Annotated in this window: 21 protein-coding genes and 2 pseudogenes; 10 read left to right on the top strand and 13 right to left on the bottom strand. The window is 66.2% G+C overall.

The annotated features are described in order from the left end of the window. Positions 1 to 45: 45 nt before the first annotated feature. From BWQ92_RS01230 to BWQ92_RS01210, 6 genes are all read right to left on the bottom strand, one after another. Positions 46 to 555 carry an SRPBCC family protein gene (locus BWQ92_RS01230; RefSeq protein ID WP_076797872.1) on the bottom strand — a complete coding sequence of 170 codons (510 nt, stop codon included), beginning with the start codon at positions 553 to 555 and terminating at the stop codon, positions 46 to 48. A gap of 539 nt (positions 556 to 1094) precedes the next feature. Continuing rightward, entirely contained in the window at positions 1095 to 1265 is a 171-nt protein-coding gene (locus BWQ92_RS23790) for a hypothetical protein (RefSeq protein WP_172804233.1), read from the bottom strand. A gap of 5 nt (positions 1266 to 1270) precedes the next feature. Next, positions 1271 to 2014, bottom strand: coding sequence for a class E sortase (locus tag BWQ92_RS01225; RefSeq protein ID WP_076797871.1), 744 nt, complete (start codon positions 2012 to 2014; stop codon positions 1271 to 1273). Between the two features lie 251 nt (positions 2015 to 2265). Beyond that, complete coding sequence (gene ccsB / locus BWQ92_RS01220) at positions 2266 to 3378, bottom strand: c-type cytochrome biogenesis protein CcsB (RefSeq protein ID WP_076797870.1); 1113 nt, start codon at positions 3376 to 3378, stop codon at positions 2266 to 2268. Continuing rightward, a complete protein-coding gene (gene resB / locus BWQ92_RS01215) occupies positions 3378 to 5051 on the bottom strand; it encodes a cytochrome c biogenesis protein ResB (RefSeq protein WP_076797869.1) in 1674 nt (557 codons plus the stop codon). Before resB ends, ccsB begins: the two co-directional genes overlap by 1 nt. Before the next feature lie 253 nt (positions 5052 to 5304). Then, complete coding sequence (locus BWQ92_RS01210) at positions 5305 to 5913, bottom strand: TlpA family protein disulfide reductase (protein WP_076797868.1); 609 nt, start codon at positions 5911 to 5913, stop codon at positions 5305 to 5307. Between the two features lie 550 nt (positions 5914 to 6463). Here BWQ92_RS01210 and BWQ92_RS24655 point away from each other — a divergent pair. Continuing rightward, positions 6464 to 6592 (top strand): annotated as a pseudogene (locus BWQ92_RS24655) (hypothetical protein); the annotation flags it as partial. 94 nt (positions 6593 to 6686) lie between these two features. Further along, positions 6687 to 6875 carry a hypothetical protein gene (locus BWQ92_RS24125; protein ID WP_236783075.1) on the top strand — a complete coding sequence of 63 codons (189 nt, stop codon included), beginning with the start codon at positions 6687 to 6689 and terminating at the stop codon, positions 6873 to 6875. A 66-nt stretch (positions 6876 to 6941) separates the two neighbouring features. Here the strand turns inward: BWQ92_RS24125 and BWQ92_RS24120 are convergent. Then, a pseudogene (locus BWQ92_RS24120) lies at positions 6942 to 7354 on the bottom strand (pyridoxal-phosphate dependent enzyme); the annotation flags it as partial. Positions 7355 to 7577: 223 nt separating this feature from the next. On the opposite strand from BWQ92_RS24120, the gene BWQ92_RS01195 reads away from it, so the two are divergent. From BWQ92_RS01195 to BWQ92_RS01185, 3 genes are read left to right on the top strand one after another with little or no spacing between them, the layout of a single operon-like run. Continuing rightward, entirely contained in the window at positions 7578 to 7919 is a 342-nt protein-coding gene (locus BWQ92_RS01195; RefSeq protein WP_076797867.1) for a metal-sensitive transcriptional regulator, read from the top strand. A 37-nt stretch (positions 7920 to 7956) separates the two neighbouring features. Next, positions 7957 to 8187 (top strand): heavy-metal-associated domain-containing protein, encoded by a 231-nt coding sequence (locus BWQ92_RS01190; RefSeq protein ID WP_076797866.1) that lies wholly within the window; start codon positions 7957 to 7959, stop codon positions 8185 to 8187. A gap of 26 nt (positions 8188 to 8213) precedes the next feature. Continuing rightward, positions 8214 to 10481 carry a heavy metal translocating P-type ATPase gene (locus BWQ92_RS01185; protein WP_076797865.1) on the top strand — a complete coding sequence of 756 codons (2268 nt, stop codon included), beginning with the start codon at positions 8214 to 8216 and terminating at the stop codon, positions 10479 to 10481. A 191-nt stretch (positions 10482 to 10672) separates the two neighbouring features. Here the strand turns inward: BWQ92_RS01185 and BWQ92_RS01180 are convergent, their stop codons facing one another. From BWQ92_RS01180 to BWQ92_RS01170, 3 genes are all read right to left on the bottom strand, one after another. Continuing rightward, entirely contained in the window at positions 10673 to 11011 is a 339-nt protein-coding gene (locus tag BWQ92_RS01180) for a zf-HC2 domain-containing protein (protein ID WP_076797864.1), read from the bottom strand. Between the two features lie 642 nt (positions 11012 to 11653). Beyond that, positions 11654 to 13597 carry a cytochrome c oxidase assembly protein gene (locus tag BWQ92_RS01175; RefSeq protein ID WP_076797863.1) on the bottom strand — a complete coding sequence of 648 codons (1944 nt, stop codon included), beginning with the start codon at positions 13595 to 13597 and terminating at the stop codon, positions 11654 to 11656. Beyond that, positions 13594 to 14220, bottom strand: coding sequence for a copper resistance CopC family protein (locus BWQ92_RS01170; protein WP_083706190.1), 627 nt, complete (start codon positions 14218 to 14220; stop codon positions 13594 to 13596). Before BWQ92_RS01170 ends, BWQ92_RS01175 begins: the two co-directional genes overlap by 4 nt. A gap of 170 nt (positions 14221 to 14390) precedes the next feature. On the opposite strand from BWQ92_RS01170, the gene BWQ92_RS01165 reads away from it, so the two are divergent. The 5 genes from BWQ92_RS01165 to BWQ92_RS01145 all read left to right on the top strand — a co-directional run bounded on the left by BWQ92_RS01165 (position 14391) and on the right by BWQ92_RS01145 (position 17992). Beyond that, complete coding sequence (locus BWQ92_RS01165) at positions 14391 to 15386, top strand: cytochrome c biogenesis CcdA family protein (RefSeq protein ID WP_076797861.1); 996 nt, start codon at positions 14391 to 14393, stop codon at positions 15384 to 15386. Continuing rightward, positions 15386 to 16066 (top strand): peroxiredoxin family protein, encoded by a 681-nt coding sequence (locus BWQ92_RS01160; protein ID WP_076797860.1) that lies wholly within the window; start codon positions 15386 to 15388, stop codon positions 16064 to 16066. Before BWQ92_RS01165 ends, BWQ92_RS01160 begins: the two co-directional genes overlap by 1 nt. Positions 16067 to 16080: 14 nt before the next feature. Further along, positions 16081 to 16344 (top strand): glutaredoxin family protein, encoded by a 264-nt coding sequence (locus tag BWQ92_RS01155; RefSeq protein ID WP_083706417.1) that lies wholly within the window; start codon positions 16081 to 16083, stop codon positions 16342 to 16344. Between the two features lie 308 nt (positions 16345 to 16652). Beyond that, the gene (locus BWQ92_RS01150; protein ID WP_335633091.1) at positions 16653 to 17027 is read left to right on the top strand and encodes a BlaI/MecI/CopY family transcriptional regulator; all 375 of its coding nucleotides are present in this window, start codon (positions 16653 to 16655) and stop codon (positions 17025 to 17027) included. Beyond that, entirely contained in the window at positions 17024 to 17992 is a 969-nt protein-coding gene (locus BWQ92_RS01145; RefSeq protein WP_076797858.1) for a M56 family metallopeptidase, read from the top strand. The genes BWQ92_RS01150 and BWQ92_RS01145 overlap by 4 nt, the downstream gene beginning before the upstream one ends. A 44-nt stretch (positions 17993 to 18036) precedes the next feature. Here the strand turns inward: BWQ92_RS01145 and BWQ92_RS01140 are convergent, their stop codons facing one another. The 3 genes from BWQ92_RS01140 to BWQ92_RS01130 form a co-directional block, all read right to left on the bottom strand. Further along, positions 18037 to 19422 carry a prolipoprotein diacylglyceryl transferase family protein gene (locus BWQ92_RS01140; RefSeq protein WP_083706189.1) on the bottom strand — a complete coding sequence of 462 codons (1386 nt, stop codon included), beginning with the start codon at positions 19420 to 19422 and terminating at the stop codon, positions 18037 to 18039. An 841-nt stretch (positions 19423 to 20263) separates the two neighbouring features. Beyond that, a complete protein-coding gene (locus BWQ92_RS01135) occupies positions 20264 to 20485 on the bottom strand; it encodes a hypothetical protein (RefSeq protein ID WP_076797857.1) in 222 nt (73 codons plus the stop codon). Further along, positions 20482 to 20706, bottom strand: a complete 225-nt coding sequence (locus BWQ92_RS01130) for a hypothetical protein (RefSeq protein ID WP_076797856.1) — start codon at positions 20704 to 20706, stop codon at positions 20482 to 20484. The genes BWQ92_RS01135 and BWQ92_RS01130 overlap by 4 nt, the downstream gene beginning before the upstream one ends. Positions 20707 to 20872 lie beyond the last annotated feature (166 nt).

Below are 20872 nucleotides of genomic sequence, written 5' to 3'. Positions count from 1 at the left end.
TAGGACTGTTGAATCCGCGTGGCTAGTCGATTGTAGACGGGTCTACTATGCGTTCGCTGTTGCCTGCTTCGCTAGGGCTTTTACGAGGCCCTTTTCTCCCTGTCTCATCATGAGGGCGTGTGCGGCCGTGAAGACAGGTGCGGCGATCGGCGTCAGGAGATTCATCCATCGTTGAGTAGGGCGGACGCGCCACTCGATGTCCATGCGCGTTGCTTCGCCTAGCTTTTCGGGGGTGAGCACGACTCGCCCTGTCCCGTCCAGATGTCCACCGGCGTTGAAGTCTATCTCTCGAGGTGCGGTGACATCTGTCGGGTGGATGCTGATGGTGAGCGTGTAACCCAGCGATGCCTTGAAGTTGAGGTGGGCGGTGGTCGCCTTGAGGATGTGTTCCTGGGAGTTGCTCTCGGGTTTGGTGCGAACCAGCGGCCCGGCGAAACTGCAGTGCGGCCACCAGCTGGGCCAGCTCATGTTGATGTCGGCAATGATGGCCCATACCTTCTCTGGCGGCACGGGAAGGTGCCAGGTGGAGCTGAGGTCGAAAAGGCGTGGGGGCATGTAGCTATCTTGGCACGACCTCCTTGGCTGCAGGCCCCCAAGTTCTCCTTCAAGACATGCGACCGATGATCGAGGTCGAGGCGGCAAACAGCACGTGATCTATCGTGAGCCCGTCAAGGACTGCGGCACAGATGTCAGCTTGAAATCTAAGAGGCTCTCAAGATGTTGTCAGAAAAAGAAGAATCAGAGCCTATTCTGACATCCGCGCGCCCGCCTGCCTGACGTCAGGTTGGGGTGTGGCCTACTCCGACGGAATTCCGGTCCTACGCGTATTCCACGGTGCGTGACTACGTAAGGGTCCGCCGGGCTGACAGCGGCCCGAGCTTGCCGCACAAATCAGCCGGGGCTGCTGTGGCCGAAGGATCTCCTCGAACCCGTGCTGTCGACTGTCGGTTGGAGGAGCGGAAGATGGCGTCCGGGTCTGAGGCTAAGCCTGCTTGGTGCCGGGCCTATCTCCTTAGTCTGCTGACAGCCTCCGGAGCAGAAAGCACAGCCGATAACGGGCTCGCGAATACCCACGATGACGTTCCGGGGCACTCTCATGAGTTGCCGACTGCACCCACCGTGGAATCCGTAAATTGGGTGAACTGTGACATCCAGGGAAAGAAGAACTCGACCATTAGGAGCACCGCGCCGGCGATCAGCGCCAGTGAGGTGACAATGCGGAACCAGAGAGGGCCGGGCAGGTGACGGAAAATCCAGGTGTACACAGTTCTCAGCCTTCCCCGCTAGCACGAGTCACCTGGGCTGCGATTTCCGGCGGAGGTCCGGCCGAAGCCGGCTGCCAGTGATCCAGAACGGAGTATGCGACGAAGCGCTCCTCGGATCCGAAGCGGGGGTTGCAAGTGATCAACGAAAGGATCCTTTCAGTCGGTCTGACTCCCGGCTGTGAGGGTACCGGCAGCAGAACATCGACGCTGGATGGCAGCACGATCCGGTTGTTCCGGTAAACATAGACGTAATAGCCGTCCCGTGTCTGGACGTAGATCCGGTCTCCCGGCACCAGCGCGTGGACATTGTCGAGGACCGCCCCGTGGGTCTGCCGGTGGCCGGCGACAGCGAAGTTGCCCACCGCCCCGGGCATGGAGGTTTCGCTGTAATGCCCAAGGCCCAGGGTATCCAGCAGGTCGGTAGTGGTTCCCTCAACGATCGGCCGCGCGAAGTTCTCTCCGAACCTGGGTATGTACATGATGCCAATCGTCCCGCCGTGGCCCGGCGCCTCGGAAACCACAGGCGTACCGTGATCAGTCGTGCCGGTGACGGGGTCCGCCGCACCGGAACCGGGCGCGGGCGACGCTTGTCCGCCCATTTCCCGGGCGAAGTCCCGGACCGCTTCGCTTTGAGTGGCGTTGGATTCGACATTGGTCCACCACAGCTGCCAAGCGACGAAGAGCAGCGCCACAATTCCCGCGGTGATGAGCAGCTCTCCGAAAATCTGCACTGCCCTGCGCAGGATCACGACGTCTCCCTACTGATCCTGTCGGTGGCAATCCGATTGATTCCCTCCAACCACGAATGGACCTCTGCCGGCTTCTGCAGCGCGTTAAAGGCGCATGCGGCTGTTGTTGGTGCGGCGGAACGATATGGCCGGAGCGGCACGTTGCGCGTCTCACGGACCGCGGCGAACAGATCGAATGCGGTGAACGGGGCCGGACACGGCCCTGACGGCCGGGCAGGGGCCTTCCTGAAATGTGTCATGAGCTGTTGCCTTCACAGGCCGGAGTATGAGTGCAGGCCGTTGAAGAACTGGTTCACGATGGTGAAGTTGAAGACCACGCACAGGTATCCCACGATCGAGAGCCAGGCGGAGCGGGTCCCGGTCCAGCCGCGGGTGGCCCGGGCATGCAGGTAGCCGGCGTAGACCACCCAGATCACGAAGGTCCATACTTCCTTGGTGTCCCAGCCCCAGAAGCGTCCCCAGGCTTTCTCGGCCCAGATGGCGCCGAACATGAGGGTGAAGGTCCAGCCGATGAAAGCCAGCGCGTTGAAGCGGTAGGAGAGGTTTTCCAGGCTCAGGGCGGATGGCACAAGGCGCATGAAGCCCAGCTTGTCCGCACCGCCGGCCGCCATAGCCCTCTGGCGGTGTGACTGCAGGAGCTGAAGTGCGGACATGGCGAACGTCAGGGTGAAGAGCGCAGAGGAGAGCACCGCGATGGAGACATGGATGATCAGCCAGTAGCTTTGCAGGGCCGGGACGAGGTGGCCCACAGGGGTCCAGTAGGCCACGGACGCAGCCACCTGCATGATGATCACCAGGCCGACCACGAACGTGCCCAGGAAGCGCAGGTCGCGGCGGATCAGCACCACCAGGAACACGGCCACGGCGACGAAGGCTCCGGTGGTCAGGAACTCGTACATGTTGCCCCAAGGCACGCGTCCGGCGCTCACGGCCCGGGTCAGGACGCCGACAGCGTGGATCGCGGCGCCCAGCACCGTCAGCCCCACGGCGACGCGGGCGGGAACCCGGCGTCCGGCGTAACGCATGCTGGGGTCGGCGCTTACTCCCGGCTTGCCCGGCTCATCGCCTTGATTGCTCGTTGACGTCGGACGCTCGGCACGGTCCGCGGGACCGGCGGCACTTGAGCTGGCACGGCGGGCTCCTGGCGTTCCCGTTCCGGCCCCGACCGCCACCTTGTCCTGGGCCGGGAACGGTGAGGCCGCGCGACCTGCCTGCGCATCCGACAGGTTCCGGGCGCGCAGGAGAGCGCTGCTGCTTCTGGCCAGGTCCCAGGCGAAGGCGATAAAGGCAACCGTGTAGGTCCCGGCGGCCAGCAGCATGAACAGTTCGCTGTACTGGCCCAGGGTTTCGTTGATGGCGGGCATTAGCGGTCCTTCGTCGTTGATTCGGAGGGGACTGTGGCGGCCGGGGCAGGCAGGGAGGCATCAAGATCCCAGTGTGCGGCGAGCCGGCTGCGGATCGTGGCCGCTTCGGAGGCGAGCCGGTGGTCTTCCCCGCGGGCCAGCAGGCCGTATTCCACTATGGTCCGGCCGTCCTCGTGGGAGGCTGCGCGGACCCAGACGCGGCGGCGGTTCACGTACAGGGAGGTGATCAGGCCGGCGACCGCGACCAGCGAGAAGATCAGGACTCCTGCCTGGCCCGGATCAGTACGGATGTCCACCCCAATGTATCGTTTGAGCCCGTCGAAACTGATGGATCCCTTGCCCTCGGGCAGCGTGTAAGTCTGTCCGGCATTCAGGACAATTCCGCCGGCTGGCAGATCACGGCCGTTGAGCTGCGTGAGGTTCTGTACATCCAGCTCATAGACGTTTTGCGGCTTTCCACTGTCCAGTCCGATATCGCCGTAGTACGAGTTCAGATTGAGCTGGGGGTTCAGAGGGTCCGGATCGAAGCTGTATGAGACTCCATCCTCATTCTTGACCGCAGAGGGCAGGAAAAATCCGGCAAAGCCCAGTTGAGAGGGGCTCGCGTCGGGGGCCTTGAGCACAATGGTCGATGTGAAAACACCGTCCGTGGGGATCGAAACGACGGGACCGCTGAACGCGGTGTTCCCGCCGCCGTCTTTCACGGTGACCACTGGCGCGTAGCCGTTGCCGACGAGGAAGATGCCGGTGCCGCCAAAGTAGACAGGTTCGTTGACTTTCAGGAGCTGCTGTCTGGGAGCGGCATTCGGGCTGTCTTTCGTCGTGACCGTAGCTTTGAAGTCGATCGGCTGGCCAAACTGTCTAGTGGATTGCCGGTCGAAACGGACCTCGAATTTGTCCAGAGTGATGGCGAACGGGTCGAGCTTTGTCGGATCGAAGTTTGTCCCCGGGGTGAAGGCGTCATAGCCGACGAGAGTGTTGGCGAACGTTTCGCCTTCGACGAGGATCTTCTGCCCCCGATAGCCAAACAGCCCGCCAACCGCGACGGAGATCAGCACACCGATCAAGGAGGTGTGGAAGAGAAGGTTGCCGACTTCTTTGAGCAGACCGCGTTCGGCTCCCAGAGACGGCATCGCCGCTTCAGCATCTCGGACATCGACGCGGTAGCCTCTCTTCTTCAGTACCGCCGCCGCGCTCCGGATCGCTTCCCGTGGTGGGACTCCGGCTCCGGCAGGGAGGGTGAACGTTCCGTATTCCGGCAGTCGGGACAGCCGCCGGGGAGTGCGCGGCGGAGCCGAGCGCAGGGCCTTCCAGTGCGCATGGGCCCTGGGTAGCACGCAGCCGATCAGTGAGACGAACAGCAGGATGTAGATTGCGGAGAACCACACCGAGGAGTAGACGTCAAACAGCTGGAAAGAATCAAGCAAGGGACCGTAGTCGGGATGGTCCTTCAGATATTGCGTGACGACAGCGGCGTTTGCGGGTCTTTGCGGGAACAGCGAACCCGGGACCGCGGCGATAGCCATCAGCAACAGCAAAAACAGGGCGGAGCGCATGCTGGTCAGCTGAGTCCACATCCAGCGCAGCATGCCCGATGGGCCCAGCGGCGGCAGAACCGGCGTGCCCACCCCCGTGGGAGGGCGGTCCCCGTCAGGGGCTGGATCTACGGACATCGGCTACCTTCGGTCGGCGCGCGGGGAAGCGGTCCCCAGGGACAGCGTCTGTTCGTGCGCAAATGTTTTCATGAGCCAGGTTCGGACGGAGGCACAGGGGACAGCCCGCCGTGGTGGAGTACCAGCGGCGTCGAGCACGGGTCCGGCGGGTCCTGCGGGTGCCACGCATCGGATGTCCTGCCCGCGGACGCCAGCACCGGGCTGACTCTTGGGCCGCATTCGCTCAGCTGCTGCCGCGTTCCTCGCCCTTTTCTCACGCCGGTTCAGCGATGGCGTCGGTGAGAAGGGCTTTCAGGGTGCTCTTTTCGGCCACGCCCAGGATTCTGGCGGCCACGCGCCCCTGCTTGTCAATCACCAGCGTCGTGGGCACGGCCTGCGGCGGAACGTACTGGCTCATGGCCAGCAGCACAGTGCCGGACTTGTCCAGCACGCTCGGATAGCTGATGCCAAAGGACCGCTCGAACGCCTCCCCGGTCGCAGCCTCATCGCGGATGTTGACGCCCTTGAAAACCACTCCCTTGGGAGTGAATTCCTGATGCAGAGACTCAAGCGTCGGGGCCTCGAGCCGGCACGGCGCGCAGGCGGCGTACCAGAAATTAAGCACCGCCACCTTCCCCTGCAGGTTTGCCGAGGTCAGCTGTGTTCCGTCCATCATCGGCACGTCCAGCTCAATGGGCGTTCCCCGGAGAGCGGCAGAATATTCAGTGACGGAGCCGTCACCGGCAACATAGTTCTTGTTATCGCCCGCCGCCGCCTGCTGCGCAAGCGAGTCATTGGCTGCGGAGCAAGAGCTGAGCGCCAGCCCCAACACAACCGCTGCGGCAACAGCGCGCGCCTGGTGAAGCCCGGGCCGCCCGGTCATGGAACGCTCGCGCTTGGCTTCCGCGGCGGTCGTACTTCTTGGGGAATGACTCATCATTTCTTGCTGCACCCTCACGTTCATAATCTCGGCCCCGGGGCATCCGGCCTGCACCGGCCACCCGCCGGCGTCCATTCGGCCAGACAGACACATCATATCTACTAGGCGATATAGTAATACATGGTCGGCATCCGCCCCTCCCCCTGAGGGCGGATGCCGGCTTGCCGGGTGAGGTTCCATCAAGGATCGTCTTGAGAGTTTCCCTCGAGCTCGCCACGGCGTTACCGAATGAGCCACACGCCTTCCGGGAGGATGCCGTGCACCATCCCAGCAACGAAGAAATCAGGAAAACCTTCGACAAGATGGCCGGTGGCTATGACCGGCGGATGGGTTTCGCAGAGCGCCACGTTCTCGTGGGAGCCAGGGCCTGGGCTGTGTCCAGGCCCCGCAGCGCAGTCATCGAGATCGCGGTGGGCACGGGACTCAACCTGCCGCTATACGGTCCGGCGGTGCACCATGTGACCGGAATTGAGCTCTCCGGGGAACGCTCGCCATCGCCCGTCGGGGCACCAGCGGCCAGGAACTTGGAAACGTCGAGTTGCGCCAGGGCGACGAGCAGGCCCTGGACCTTCCGTCGGAAAGCGCCGACACTGTCATCTCCACGTTCACGTTCTGCACCATCCCCGACCCGGCTGGCCGCCAGCCGGGAGGCATACCGCGTACTTCGCCCTGGCGGTACGTTCATACTGGCCGGACACGGACCGTCCCGGCACCCGATGGCTTTCGCCCTCATGCGCGCGATCGAACCAAGGAGCGTCCGCTTCGGCGCCGATCACCTCGCCCGCAATCCGGTGCCGTACCTCACTGCGGCCGCTTTCACGGCCTCCGAAGTTCTTCGAGGGGGACCAGACGGCATCGTCTTCCGGATACTCGCACACAAGGACATCATGGAGGCGCCGCAGTAGGCGCACGCGCAGGCTCCCGGTCCCGGCAGGGGCCGGCTTGAGTCCGGCCCAGGGACCGTGGCGGCGCTAGCCCCGGATGTCGTAATAGGGGACGGCGGAGATGTAACGCTCAGCGAAGTCGCAGACGACCGCCACAATCAGTTTTCCGGCGTTCTCCGGCGCGCCCCAGGCAATGGCTCCCGAGGCGATGCCGCCCAGGATGCCTTCCTTGACGCCCGGGCGCGGGCCACGGCTAGGGAGTCTTTCAGCGTGGCGTCCAGGACCTCGTCGTAGACGTTGGTGTCCAGCAGCTCCGGAATGAAGTTGGCGCCCAGGCCCTGGATCTTGTTGGGGACCCGGGGCGCCGCTGTTGAGGATGGGGGAGTCCTTGGGCTCAGCCGCGACGATCTGGACGTCGGGGGTGCGCTCCTTCAGGCCGGGCCGACGCCGGTGATGGTGCTCTGCCGGTACCGATGCCGGAGAAAGATGTCCCCCTTGCCCCGACCGGCACGGGCCCTGTGGCGTCCCTGATCGGTAGAATACGCCACTACTATGACATATAGTAGGAGGCGTCCCGCACTCTTCCCTCCTAGGGGGAGGGTGCGGGATCGGGACCCTCCCGCCTGGGGCACCAGCCGGATGCGTCATACCCCCTGGGGGTACCTGACCAGTACCCCCTAGGGGTATATCTTTAAGTCTATTCAACTCTGTGAAGGGAACGCCATGAGTGACCCGGCCAGCTCCGGACAGGCATCTGATCCAGAACCGGCAGTTTGGGGATACTCACCCCACAAAGCCGCCTACCTGCTCCGGCTCAAACGCATCGAAGGACAGGCCCGTGGCATTGCCCGGATGGTCGATGAGGACAAGTACTGTATCGACATCCTCACGCAGGTCTCGGCCGCCACGAAGGCTTTGCACGCCGTCAGCCTCGGCCTCATGGAGGAGCACCTCGCCCACTGCGTGGCCGGTGCCGCCGCCGAGGCTGACACGGCCACGAGGACCGAACTCATCGAGGGCAAAGTCCGCGAGGCTTCCGATGCCATTGCCCGGCTGCTGCGCTGACCCTGAAAACACCACTACCGCCCTGAGGAGCATTTCCATGTCCCCTGTCACCACCACCCTCAATATCTCCGGAATGACCTGCGGGCACTGTGTGGCTTCCGTCACGGAAGAGCTTGAAGCGCTGGAGGACGTCATCAGCGTCACCGTGGAACTGAACAAAGGCGGGATCTCCCGGGCCGCCGTCATCGCCGGAAGCAAACTTCCCGCCGCACGGCTCACAGAAGCCGTGGCCGCGGCCGGCTACGCCGTCGTCTCCGGCGACGCCTAGGACCACCTTTCAACAAAGGACCGATCATGAGAACCGAAGAACTCCTTCACCAGCCCCGGACACGGATCATCGAGCTCGACATAGACGGCATGACCTGTGCCTCCTGCGTGGGCCGGGTGGAGCGCAGGCTCGGCAAACTTGAGGGGGTGAAAGCAGCGGTAAACCTGCCGCTGGAGTCAGCGCATGTGTCGGTGCCGGAGGGGATCAGCGACCGGCAGATCCTGGATGCCGTGAAAGCTGCCGGTTACACGGCGCGCCCCAAAGCGCACGAAAGCACGTCCCCGCCGGCCGGGGCTCCGGCGGAGGCAGACCGGCCGGCCGCCCGGGGCCTGCCGCGCGGTCGCAGCCAGGCGGACCTGTTGTTGCTGCTGCGGCTGCTGGTGGCCGCGGCGCTGACGGTCCCGGTCGTCGTCATCGCCATGGTGCCGCCGGTGCAGTTCCCGAACTGGGGGTGGGTCGTCGGTGCCCTGACGCTGCCTGTCTGGGCGTGGTCGGCGTGGCCGTTCCATCGGGCAGCGATCGTCAACGCCCGCCACCTGGCCTCGACGATGGACACGCTGGTGTCCATCGGCGTCAGCGCCGCGTTCCTCGTCTCCACCTATATGCTGTTCACCAACCCGACGCTGACGGAAGATCCGGCCCACGGGGACCACGCTCCGCTGTACTATGAAGTCACCGCCGTGGTCATCACCTTCCTGCTGCTGGGTCGCCACCTGGAGGCCAACGCCAAACGGAAGGCAGGCGACGCGCTCCGGGCCCTGCTGGATCTGGGAGCCAAGGACGTCAGCGTGATCCGTGACGGTGCAGAGGTGCGCATCCCCATTGAGGACCTTGTCCGCGGCGATGAGTTCCTGGTCCGGCCCGGGGAGAAGATCGCAACGGACGGGATTTTGACCGACGGCCACGGAGCCGTTGACACTTCCCTGATCACCGGTGAGTCCCTCCCCGTCGAAGTGGTCCCGGGCGACACGGTCACCGGAGCGACGATCAACACCGATGGCCGGCTGCTCGTGCGCGCCACCAGAATCGGCAGCGAGACCACCCTGGCCCAGATGGGCCGGCTGGTCAGCGAGGCCCAGAGCGGCAAGGCGCCGATCGCCCGCCTGGCCGACCGCATCAGCGCCGTCTTTGTCCCCATCGTCCTGGGAATCGCTGCTCTGACCTTCATCCTCTGGGCCCTGGTGGGCCAGGACGTGCAGGGCGGCCTCCTGGCCGCGGTCGCTGTCCTCGTCATCGCCTGCCCGTGTGCCCTGGGGCTGGCCACGCCCACAGCCCTGCTCACCGGCACCGGCCGGGCGGCGCAGTTGGGCATCCTGATCAAGGGCCCCCAGGTCCTTGAGGATACCCGCACTGTGGACACTGTCGTGCTGGACAAGACCGGCACGGTCACCACCGGCAAACTTGCCGTCAGCAGAATCGTCAGCCTCGGACGGCTGGGCCAGGACAAGGCACTGCACCTGGCAGGATCAGCCGAGGCGGCCAGCGAACACCCCGTTGCCCGCGCCATCACCGCTGCCGCCCAGAGCCACGCCCCGCTCGCCGCGGTCTCGGGCTTCCGGAGCGCTGCCGGCGGCGGTGTCCGCGGAAGCGTCAACGGCTCCTTCGTGGTCGCTGGCAAGACCGGCTGGCTGGAAGAGAACGGGGTTGTTCCCAGCGGCGCGGAGAAAAGGAGGCTGCATGAGGAGCAGGCCTCGGGCGCCACGGCAATCTGGGTCGCCGTGGACGGCAGGGTCGAATGCATCATTAGCCTCCAGGACTCAGTCAAGGAAGGCTCGGCAGCCGCCATCGCCAAGCTCAAGACCCTGGGACTGCGGCCCATCCTGCTCACCGGCGACAACGCGGCCGTGGCGGCCGCGGTGGCGGCCAAAGTAGGGATCGCCCCCGGAGACGTCTTTGCCGACGTGCTCCCCAAGGGCAAGGTCGACGCGGTGAGGAAGCTGCAGAGCTCCGGAGCCACGGTCGCGATGGTCGGCGACGGCGTCAACGACGCCGCCGCCTTGGCCCAAGCTGACCTGGGCATCGCCATGGGATCAGGGACCGACGTGGCGATTGAGGCCGCCGACCTCACCGTCATGGGCAGTGATCTGGGCCAGGTTGCCACCGCCATCCAGCTCTCCCGCAAGACCCTCTCAACGATCAAGTCCAACCTGTTCTGGGCGTTCTTCTACAACACCATCGGGATCCCCATTGCAGCCCTGGGGCTGCTGAACCCCATCATCGCCGGCGCCGCCATGGCGCTGAGCTCCGTCCTTGTCGTCGGCAACTCCCTCCTCCTCAGGCGGTTCCACCGATAGGCGTGCCAGCAAAAACACCATGGTGCGCCCCCGCTCAAACCCTCCGCACCGCGGGCGGGCAGGACCGTCCCAAAAACCCGGGGGCCCGCCGCGCATCCCGTGAAGCAGGCAGCCGCGCATCCCGTGGCTGCCTGCTTCATGGCACGTCCCGGCCGGAAAGGGACGGGCTCCGAAAAAACCCCACGGGCCAGCTATCGCCTGCCTGAGCGGGCAGTGCCGTCTCCGCCGCAGTTCGCCGCGCGAACTCCAGCCCCAAGAGCGGCAAGGAGCAGACGCGTCTCCCGCGGGAACTTCCCCGCGAGCCTGCCGAACACATCCGGTCGTGGAGTGCTGCGCCCGATGGCCTGCGCCTCTACCGGGGCCAGGGTGTCCAGCAGCTCAGGCAATCCGGCAAGTTCTGCCACCGCAGCCGAGCACTTGGCGCATATGGCCAGATGCGTCTCATATTCGCCTCGCTCGCCGGGATCGAGCGCGCCAAGGACATAGACCGCGGCCCAATGCCGGTAGCTATCGGTCTCATTCGTATTCATGCCGTAGAACCTTCCTCGCTAACATGCATGGCACCTCCTGGGAACTGACGGCGCGTCTCCAAAAGTCATGTTGACAGTCGGCCGTGCGGGCGCCGGCTGCACAGTCTTCGCGTCCGGACGTGCCCGCCGGCGAAGGCACTCTCGGGCTGCAGCCGGAAGGCCTCGCGCCCGGCCAGTCGCTGAGAGCAACAACCGGGGACATTCGTGCATCATCCGCTGATGCGGACTTCATTTGGTCTTAAAACGAATCGCGGGGCTGGCCGCGATTCGTCATTAAGTCAGCGGCCGCACCTCCCGCCAGTCAGGCATTTTCACCTCCTGCTGCTAAGACGAACGCGGGGCTGCCATCGGTTCACGTGGCTCCGGAATGTCGTCGGCGGCTGCGCACGGCGGACTTCTCCTGAAAATGCTGCGAACCAACGACGGGCATCGGTTTCGGGACCGGCGATGCCGAACGATGGCGCCGATGAAGCGGCAGTGCTGCGCTACCTTCCACATGGCACGGGACGAGCAGTCCCGGGTCTGGAGGCCGCTGGATGCACGTCCGGCACGGGCATCGGGCTGACACCAACCCCTGGGGCAACCTGCACACCGCCAATTCAGGTTGCCCTCACAGCGGCCCTCCGCCACCGTGCTGTGGGATCAGCGGCGCGTACGCTGCCCGGCCACTGTATTGGCGGGCCGGTCACTGTAATCGGCCGCTGACGGCGGCAGGGGATTAGGGGGGATCGCCGAAGGCTGCATGACAGCGGCGCCGAGCGCGAGCAGCGGGACCAGGGCCGAGCCCCAGAGCACCTGGCCTGCCGTGCTGTGCTGTGCCGTAGCGGTGTAGTTCCACAACGACTGGATGTAGGCATACCAGTCATCGCCGTGCATGCCGCCGGCCATGACGGCCAGGCCCGCGGCAACGTGCACGGCTGCGGCCATAGCCAGGACCCCCATGGCCCTGCTGCCGGCGGTCCCTGTCCCTCGGTCGCGGGACTTGAGCAGGGTCGCCCCCAGGTTTAGTCCGGTGCCCAGGGCCGCGGTCATGGCTGCGAGCCTGAAAGGGTTGTTGCTCAGGGACAGTTGCAGCACTGGCGTGAAGTAGTATCCGGCCACGAACACGGCGTACAGGGCCAGGGCCGGCACGGGCCGGGCGAGCCAGAGCACGGCACGGGATTTCAGGAACACCGCGGCCCATTCCCGCACACCGCGGCTTCCGTCCGGGCGCCGGGGAAGTGTAGCGGCGGCGAGAATCCCGGGCCGGCCCAGGAGCAGCAAAACGGGGACGGTCAGCCCTATGGTCATTTCACCGAGCACGTGCATACCCGGCAGCAGCCGGCCGTAGACGGCCGGAGCTCCGCTGGTGGCCCAGGCCAGGAACACGCACCCCAGCAGCCAGGAAAACGTGCGGTCACGGGGCCACGGCCCGCCCCTGCGGTTCCACCGGGTGACGGCGGCCAGGTATCCGAGGGCGAGCACCACAAACGCGGGTGCCCAGACGACATCAGCATGCCACTGGGTAAACCACTCGGCGGTGCCCAGCCAGGGCGGCAGTTCGGAACCCAGCAAGGATTCGGCGGTGCTCTGCACGGGGCTGGTGGCAAACGGTGAAGTGCGGCCCAGGGCGACCGCCAGACCCACCGTGACGGCCATCAGGGCCAGCTCGACCCCGGCCAGACGGACGAAGGCCGCCATACGCTGCGGGTCGCGTTCCAGGGCCCGGATCGTGCGTGCCCGGTGCAGCCAGCCGGCCAGCCCGAGCAGGACCAGGGCCGCAGACTTGAGGACCAGGAGCACCCCGTACGCGCTCCCCAGAAGGTCGGCGCCATTCAGCCGCAGCACAGCACTCCAGAGGCCCGAGAGCAGCACCAGGAGGAAGCACCATCCGGCGAGCCGGGAGTACCGGCGTACCGCCACCACCAGGTCCACTCCCACCTGGCGACGCAAAAAGAACATGGCGGCCAGGCCGCCGACCCAGACCGTCGCGCCGATCAAGTGAAGGGCCAGCAGGTTGACCGCGTCCTCGTGGTTGGAGGCACCGTGGGCGGTCACCGTCAAGGGGAACAATGCGCCCAGAGCCAGCAAGGTGCACACGCCGGCCGTCGTGGTGCGGGTGGCCAGCCAGGCTGCCGACGTAGCCGCAGCCGCCAGCAGGACATTGACGGCTAACGAACGGCCGAGTGCAAGATCGAAAATGAAGGACGTCATCGCATCAAGGGAGGCCCCCGGACCGAACGGGTCGGTACCGGCCATGTCGGCGTAGGAGAAGGTCAGCGCCGCTGCGCCGGTGACAGTCCACACGCTGCCCGCGATCGCGGCATAGAACATGGCCCGAGTGGCAGACGGGCCGAGACTGCCGGGCCGTTCCGGGTCCTGCGGCAGCACCGTGGCCGCGACGGCAAGAAAGCCGATCGTCACGGTCGCCGCCGCATCATGAACGGCACGGGATGCCGGCAGTGCCCACCGGGTCAGGTCCCCGGGGTCCGGAAGCCCCGGCGAGGGCGCCTCCATGGCACCAACCAGATTCAGGACAAAGAGGGCCGTGAGGGGGACAAACAGGACCAGGGCACCGGCAAATCCGGCGCGGGCAAAACGGCTCACTGGCGTCCGGCCCTCTGTGCCCGCCGTGCCAGCAGCCAGAACACGCCTGCCGCGGCCAACGTCACTGCCGAGAGCAGACCGACTGCCGGCCATGGGAAAGGTTCAGCGGCATCGGGCAGGACCTGCTGGGCGGGGGCGCCGGCCTGCGCTGGTGATGGCCCGGGTTCGGCCGGCCCGGTTGCGGGCTGAGGCCCGCCGGGTGCAGGGGCGGATGCGGTCACCGAGAACGTCAGGGTCCCCTCCACGGGGTGACCGTCTGCGGCCACGGTACGGTAGGTAATTTTCCACGGTTCCGTGCTGCCCTGCGGCTGACGGCCCGCGATGCCGGCAGGGACCGGGACGAGAACGTTTTGGTCGGTGATGTCCGTCATCAAGGTCGCCGGCGCGCCCGACCCGACGGCCAGGGTCACCTTCGTGAACTGGGCCTGGATTCCCTCAGCAAAAATCAGGCTCACCCGGTCCGGGGCGGCGGACAGCTGTGCGTCCGGAGCGGGATCGCTGCTCTCCAGGTAGGTGTGCGCCGATGCCGGGGCGGTCGGGATCACTGTCGCCGCCAGTCCCAGCAGGAGGGCCAGGAGAACTGTCCCGCGGCGGGCGCGCATGCGCCCTGCATCATATGGCATGGCCTTCTTTTCCCTGTCTGTCGTTGGGGCCGGGCGCCGCCGGACCTGGGCCTGGGCCGTGCCCGGAGGCGTATCAAACACCCTGTTCTACTATACCCGCTAGTAAATGAGCTACTATGTTCAATAGTAATTGAGCGGGCGCGCCCGCCTATCCCGATTGGAGCTGGTCCATGGAGCAGGTTCTGCTCTCCACAACCATCCTGGCGTCGTTCCTCGGCGGCATCGTGGCGTTGATGGCGCCGTGCTGCGTCTCGGTCATGCTTCCGGCGTTCTTCGCCTCCAGCTTCCGCCGCCGCAGCCGGATTCTGGCCATGACACTTGTTTTTGCCGCCGGGGTAGGAACAATAATTCTACCCATCGCTTTGGGCGCGGCCGTCATCAGCCGGATGCTGTTCGGTTACCACGTCTGGATCTTCAGCGCGGTCGGGCTGGCGATGATCGCCGTCGGGGCCGCGACTCTGGCGGGCTGGAAGATGATGCTGCCGATGCCCTCGGGACGCGGCGGCGGCACCGGCATCGGTTCGGTGTACGGGCTGGGCGTGTTCTCCGGCGCCGCCAGTGCCTGCTGCGCGCCGGTCCTGGCCGGCGTCGCCGCGCTGTCCGGCGCCGCATCTTCCTTCCCGGCCGCCTTGGCTGTCGGTATTGCCTATGTCTTCGGCATGGTGGCCCCGCTGTGTGTCCTTGCCATGGTGTGGGACAAAAAGAACTGGGGCGCGAGCCGGCTGCTCTCGGCCCGGACGGTCCCGCTGTGGCCGGGCGCGGGCAGGCGTGTGCCGCTGGTGACACTGCTCTCGGGCGTCCTGATGATCGGCATGGGCCTGATCACCATCGTCATCGCCATCCAGGGACCGGGCATGGCTCCGGACGGGTGGCAGGTGGAAGTCACCGCCGCCCTCAATCACGCAGCATCCAACATCGAAGAGTTCCTTGCGTTCGTGCCCGGCTGGCTCTCCGCCGCCGCGGTCTTCACCGTTCTCGGGGTTCTGGTCTGGAAAGCCATCCGGCGCCGGCAACCGGCAGCCGACCCGGCTGCAGGCGATACAGCCCCGGCCGAATCCTGCACCGCGTGCCCGACCGACTCAGCACAGAACCAACCGGCGCGACCGGCAGCACAGACATCATCCCGTGATGGGGAAAACCCCGCAGATCTAAAGGAGACCCACTAATGGCCCCAACAAAAACCAACCCCCACCCCGTCAGCAACCGGAAGGACCGTCCGAAGCGTCGGGGCCTGCTCTGGGGTGGCATTGCCGCCAGCATCGTGGCGGTCCTGGCCGCCGTCATTCTTCTCATCACCACCAACCAGCCGCCTGCCACCACCGGCGGGCCCGCTCAGTCCTCCGCTGCCGGCTACGCGATCGGCAGCCCAGGACCGGGCGCCCAGGCCCCGGGCTTCTCGCTGCCCTCAACCTCCGGCAGCACCGTGAAACTGAGCGACTACCGCGGCAAGTCAGTCCTGCTGTACTTCCATGAAGGCCTCGGTTGCCAGCCGTGCTGGGACCAGATCCGCGACCTGGACGCGGCCCGGCCGCAGCTGAAAGCAGCCGGGATCGATCAGTTGCTGACCATCACCAGCGGACCGGTCAACCTCATCGCCCAGAAGATGGACGATGACAATCTATCCGCCATCGCCCTGGCCGACACCCGACTGGACATCTCCCGCACGTACGAGGCCAACAAGTACGGCATGATGGGCGACTCCCGCAACGGACACAGCTTCATACTGGTCGGCCCGGACGGAACCATCCAGTGGCGCGCGGACTACGGGGGAGCCCCGGACTACACCATGTACGTCCCGGTCAACAAACTCCTCTCGGACCTCCTGAACGGCAAGACAACCAAATGACGGACGGGCAGCACATGACAGACATCACCATCCTGACCCAGGCCTCGTGCGCCTCCTGCGAGCAGGCCAAGACGGTCCTCTCCGGTCTGAGCGAAGACCACTCCCTCGACATCCGGGAGGTCAGCCTCGAGACCGAAGAGGGGCGTGAACTTGCAGGCCGGGCCGGGGTCGTGTTCGCACCAGGCATTCTGATCAACGGGGAGCTGTTCAGCTACGGGCGGCTGTCGGAAAAGAAGCTCCGCCGCCACCTCTCACACACCCCGCCCCCCGTACGTTAAACAACTCTCAGCCAAAGCGGAACCTGGCAAGCAGAATCCCAATCGAGCCTGCGGAGCGGGGAGCAACCAGCAGTGGAGCCCCACCGGCGGTCACTGACAACGGCACCGGGGTTCAAGGCCCACCGGGCCGTCCGGGTCCCCGCCATCCCGTCCTGCGATTGAGAAGATCGACACGCTGGCCGGGCAGGCGCGTCCGCGGGGCGGGTTGAGGCCGCGGGCCGCCAGGAACGCGCCCCGGCGCTCCTCTGGGATACTATGGAGGGTAGTTCAGCGCGGCCGCTCCGGCCGAACTAGGAAAGGCTCGTCCTGTGGTGCGTCAGCTCGGAGAACTGGAAAAGTTGGTCATGGACCGGGTGTGGGCCTGGGACCATCCTGTTGCCGTGCGTGAGGTCCTGGAAGACCTCCAGCGCGACAGGACCCTGGCCTATACGACCGTCATGACGGTCATGGACAACCTGCATCGCAAAGGTGTGCTCACTCGCGAGAAGGAGGGCCGGGCCTACCTTTACCGTCCGGCGCAGACCCGCGAACAGCACACCGCCGCCTTCATGGGCGAGGTCCTGGCCGGCAGTACTGACCGGCAGGTGACTCTGCTCCACTTCCTGGAGCAAATACCCGCTGACGAAGTAGCCCGCCTGCGCCAGGCGCTGGGTGAGCACGTCCCGGGCGGAAACGCCCAATGATTGCCCCGGTCGTTCTGATCCTCCTCGCCGCAGTGCTGGCCGTGTTTGGGCCGATGGTGCTGAAGCGCAGCACCTGGCTGGAGCGCTCCCCGCGGCTGGGTATTGCCGCATGGCAGGCTCTGAGCCTCTCCCTGGTGTCTACCGTCGTGCTTGCCGGCCTGTCCCTGGCAGTTCCGGTGATTCCCTGGACAGCAGATCTGGCGCAGCTCCTCCGGGCCTGCACGATGGCCCTCCTGGAGCAGTATTCCACCCCGGGCGGCGCCATTGTCAGCACCACCGGCCTCGTGGGCGCTGCCGCCGTGATGGCCAGGGTCGGCTACAGCCTGGTTAGGGGCCTGACGGCTGCGGCCCGGAGCAGAATCCGGCAGCTGGAGGCACTGGCCATGATCGCCAGCCCGCACGAGAACCTGGACGCGCTGGTCATCGAGCACGCGGCACCGGCCGCGTACTGCCTTCCCGGCCGGAACAGCCAGATCGTTCTGACGAGTGCGGCCCTCGCAGCCCTGGACCCGCGGCAGGTTGAGGCAGTGCTCGCCCACGAACGCGCCCACCTGCACGGGCGCCACCACCTCATACTTGCAGCCACCGATGCCCTGCTGCACGCTTTCCCCGGGATCCCGGCGTTCCGCGATGCCCGCGCCGCGCTCGGACGCCTGGTGGAAATGATGGCCGACGACGACGCCGCGGCAAGCAGTGACCGCATGACCGTGGCAACTGCCCTCGTCCGCCTGGCGGAGCGTAGCGTGACCCCGGCAGCGGCCCTGGGCGCCGGCAGCGAGTCGGCGCTGAGCCGGGTCCGGCGCCTGCTCGGCCCGGCCCGTCCTCTCGGGATGGGCCGGACTGTTGTGGCAACGATGGCAACGGGCGCGCTCCTGGCCCTGCCGATGTTCTTCGCCATTGTGCCGGCCGCCGCCGCCGGGACCATGCCCCCCTGTCCGGTGGACGGCATCTCTACGGCCGCCTGAACGCAGCCGTACCCGCCAGAGAGGCCAGGTACGGCCGGTCGATATCAGGATGCGGCTGCCAGCATGATGGCTGCAGCTAGGATGAGAATGCACGCGGCGATGGTCAGTGCCCGTCCCCGCCGCGTCCTCGGGTCCTCGCGGAGCGGGAACAGCAACTGCCGGCCGAGAGTGTAAACCGTGACGGTTGCTACGAAGACCAGTCCGGGAAAGTTCAGTGGCGCCGCCAGCATGAAGGGCAGCGTCCCGAGGCCGATCAGCAATGCCAGGAATGCCTCATACAGCTGGACCGGATGCCTGCGGCGTCCCAGGCGGCGGTCGGAGGACCACAGTCCCCACCGTGAGTCGGTCAGGCGGCCGGCGCAGCAGCCTGTGAAAAAGCAGCCGGGCCGCCCCACCGCCATCCCGAAGAAGAGTCCCGCCGCCGTGGCATCGAGGATCCGGCCTGTCGGCAGGCCAAGGATCAGCGAACCGATAATGACGGTCGCCAGCGCCCCGGCGATGAAGCCCTGGATGCAGGCACCTGCCTTAAGAAAATTTGTCAGCGGCTGGCATTTCAGTGCCAGCCACCACAGCCGGGCGCCCACCCCTCCCACGGTGTTTCCCGCGATGGTCAGCCAGACGGGCCCGGCGGGATCGATGCCCTGCCTGCTCAGGAACATGGCCTGAAGCACGACGGCCAGGATGGCACCCAGAGCCACCAGCAGCGGCCACGAGGCGAGATGGACCCCCGGTCCCTGGGCGAGAGCGGCAAACCGGGTGTGAACCGTCGAGGAGAGCGGGACCGTTCCTGGAAGCACCCTGCGGGCCGGGCGCGATGGGGCGTTCACCGCGCCGCCGACAGGCACTGATGTTACGTTCCAGGTTCCCGCGCCGACCCCGGTCACTCGCGAGGTGACAGCGATCCTGCCGGTTCCGGGCGTGATGGAATCCACGTCTTCGTATGTCTCGAATTGTTCGGAAGGCGCGCCGGGTTCGCTGGCGGCCCTGATGCCGGAGAAGCGCACCCATACTCTTGTCGGGCCCTCCCACGTGTCGGTGTCGATCCAGTGCGTCGCCGCCAGCCCCTGCGGATCCAGGCTGTCGAAGAATCCGCGGCGCTCCTTGCCTGCGGCGGGATCCGGTACTGCATCCGCGGGTAGGGGCGGGTCGGCCTGAGGCAGGGAGGGCGGAGTCGGAGCCGGCGTGGACACAGGGCCCATGCCCCGGGCCCGGCGCGGTCCGGTTTTCGGGTGGGAGTGCGGAAGGCCGCGTTCGACGGTGCTATCCGTGTCCTGCCGTGGGCCGGCGGACACACTTTGCTTGGCCGCGACCGCTGCGACTATGTCGAACCCGCCGGGAAGGCCGGCGACGGGGCCCGGTCCCCGGCGGGGATTGTTCGTGGTGGCCTCGGACGGCCTCTTTGATACCGGCCTGCGCCGTTTCTTGGTCATGATGAAAACGTGTCCTTTTGGGGTGGTCCGGGATGTGCACCATGAAGGGTTCCGGAAGGGGCGGGTGCGCCTGCGGCAGACGGGCAGGCGGGAACTCGTCGGGAGATGACGGCAGCCGGCGCCGGGCCGGAATGAACGTGGCGGCCAGGGCAGGCCAAGGAACGTCGGCGGGCAGCAAGGCCACGGCGGACGGTGCCTGGATACAGCGGGTTTTTATGTCCGGCTGATCGAAAGTTGCGTCAGAGACGGAGCGCTTGGAGCCCGGGTGCGGATAGCCCGCGTGGGCCCGGGAAAGGTGCCCGGAGCTGGCATCTCGCGGGAGAGCGGCGGTGCGTCAGCCAGCTGGACAGGTTGTGCCTGTTCCCGGGCGCTGGCAGGGACGGGCGCGTCACTCGCGCAGGAGGCAACTGAAGCTGGTGCGGCTGAACTCTGGATTGCCGGGGCGGCGCAGGAGTCATCCGGGGCCTGCGCCGCCGCCGCTTCCTGAACACCTGGAAGAGGGGCTGCCGCAAAGGCCGGTACGGCCGGGAATACAGGGCCGGACGGTGAAAAGTTCGTGGCACACACAAAAGAGAGGGCCAGTGCGATCAGGACGAGCAGCACCGGGGCCGCAGGGACCGGTCCCTGCCCTGCCAGCCGCCGTCTGGAGGCACCGGCCGGCCGGGAGGACGTCACTGCCGGCCCTTCCATGGGGGAAGCACCGCCGGCCTGTCCGCAGGGTCAACCGGAGGGAGAGTGCCGGTAACGGGGCATTGAGCGGAAGGGGGCAGACCGGAAGAGCCCCGCGGCTTACAACCGGGCATGGAGTTACCTTTTGGTGGTGGGTCCGTGGGTGGCAGGGCTACTTGGGGTCCGGCTGGGTCGATTGCGTGCGCAGGGCCGTAATCTCGGCCTTGAGACGCGCAGCTTCTTCCATGGCCGCACGGTCCTGGCAGGCCGTGCCCGTGCCGGAGGCCAGCTGCCCCATGGCACAGTGGCCCTTGCGCATTGGCCTGACGCAGAAGAAATATGATGCCGCCAGGGAAAGCAGCAACACGATGAGGGCGGTGACGGTTCCGGTCATCGGGTTCCCTTGTCGGCGGCGGTGCCGCTTTCATGGGCGAGGTTCTGGCCCGCGCGCAGCCTGTCAAGATCGGCGCGCAGCTGGGCGAGCTCTGCCGCAGACGCTTCCGTAGGGGCGGCATCTGCGGACGCTTTCTTGCCCGAACGCATCATCAGCCACATCATCGCACCCATGCCAAGGGGGCAAGCCAAAACTGCCAGTCCGTAGAAAATCTGTTCCATTGTTGCGCTCCTTGTGTCAGTGATCGGTGAAGACGATTATTGGGTCAGTCGCCCCGGTCCTGTGATCGCCAGGGACGGCCTGGTCGGCAGGACCCTGAAAGGGGTCCAGGGGACAACCGGCCAAGTCTACTAAGCTATATAGTAGTACATGCGCGCTGCAGTCGTC

It is taken from the genome of Arthrobacter sp. QXT-31, from assembly GCF_001969265.1.
Lineage (GTDB): Bacteria > Actinomycetota > Actinomycetes > Actinomycetales > Micrococcaceae > Arthrobacter.
The sequence above is the reverse complement of the archived record's forward strand: the minus strand, read 5'-3'. Positions and strand labels throughout refer to the sequence as shown.

Bases quoted from the DNA above. Each gene is read 5' to 3' on its own strand.
- resB (WP_076797869.1), bottom strand. From the start codon at position 5,051: ATGTCCGTAGATCCAGCCCCTGACGGGGACCGCCCTCCCACGGGGGTG.
- BWQ92_RS01130 (WP_076797856.1), bottom strand. From the start codon at position 20,706: ATGGAACAGATTTTCTACGGACTGGCAGTTTTGGCTTGCCCCCTTGGC.
- BWQ92_RS01195 (WP_076797867.1), top strand. From the start codon at position 7,578: ATGAGTGACCCGGCCAGCTCCGGACAGGCATCTGATCCAGAACCGGCA.
- BWQ92_RS01145 (WP_076797858.1), top strand. From the start codon at position 17,024: ATGATTGCCCCGGTCGTTCTGATCCTCCTCGCCGCAGTGCTGGCCGTG.
- BWQ92_RS01170 (WP_083706190.1), bottom strand. From the start codon at position 14,220: ATGCCATATGATGCAGGGCGCATGCGCGCCCGCCGCGGGACAGTTCTC.
- BWQ92_RS01155 (WP_083706417.1), top strand. From the start codon at position 16,081: ATGACAGACATCACCATCCTGACCCAGGCCTCGTGCGCCTCCTGCGAG.
- BWQ92_RS01160 (WP_076797860.1), top strand. From the start codon at position 15,386: ATGGCCCCAACAAAAACCAACCCCCACCCCGTCAGCAACCGGAAGGAC.
- BWQ92_RS01180 (WP_076797864.1), bottom strand. From the start codon at position 11,011: ATGAATACGAATGAGACCGATAGCTACCGGCATTGGGCCGCGGTCTAT.
- BWQ92_RS01165 (WP_076797861.1), top strand. From the start codon at position 14,391: ATGGAGCAGGTTCTGCTCTCCACAACCATCCTGGCGTCGTTCCTCGGC.
- BWQ92_RS01140 (WP_083706189.1), bottom strand. From the start codon at position 19,422: ATGACCAAGAAACGGCGCAGGCCGGTATCAAAGAGGCCGTCCGAGGCC.
- BWQ92_RS01135 (WP_076797857.1), bottom strand. From the start codon at position 20,485: ATGACCGGAACCGTCACCGCCCTCATCGTGTTGCTGCTTTCCCTGGCG.
- ccsB (WP_076797870.1), bottom strand. From the start codon at position 3,378: ATGCCCGCCATCAACGAAACCCTGGGCCAGTACAGCGAACTGTTCATG.
- BWQ92_RS01190 (WP_076797866.1), top strand. From the start codon at position 7,957: ATGTCCCCTGTCACCACCACCCTCAATATCTCCGGAATGACCTGCGGG.
- BWQ92_RS01230 (WP_076797872.1), bottom strand. From the start codon at position 555: ATGCCCCCACGCCTTTTCGACCTCAGCTCCACCTGGCACCTTCCCGTG.
- BWQ92_RS01210 (WP_076797868.1), bottom strand. From the start codon at position 5,913: ATGACCGGGCGGCCCGGGCTTCACCAGGCGCGCGCTGTTGCCGCAGCG.
- BWQ92_RS01185 (WP_076797865.1), top strand. From the start codon at position 8,214: ATGAGAACCGAAGAACTCCTTCACCAGCCCCGGACACGGATCATCGAG.
- BWQ92_RS24125 (WP_236783075.1), top strand. From the start codon at position 6,687: ATGGCTTTCGCCCTCATGCGCGCGATCGAACCAAGGAGCGTCCGCTTC.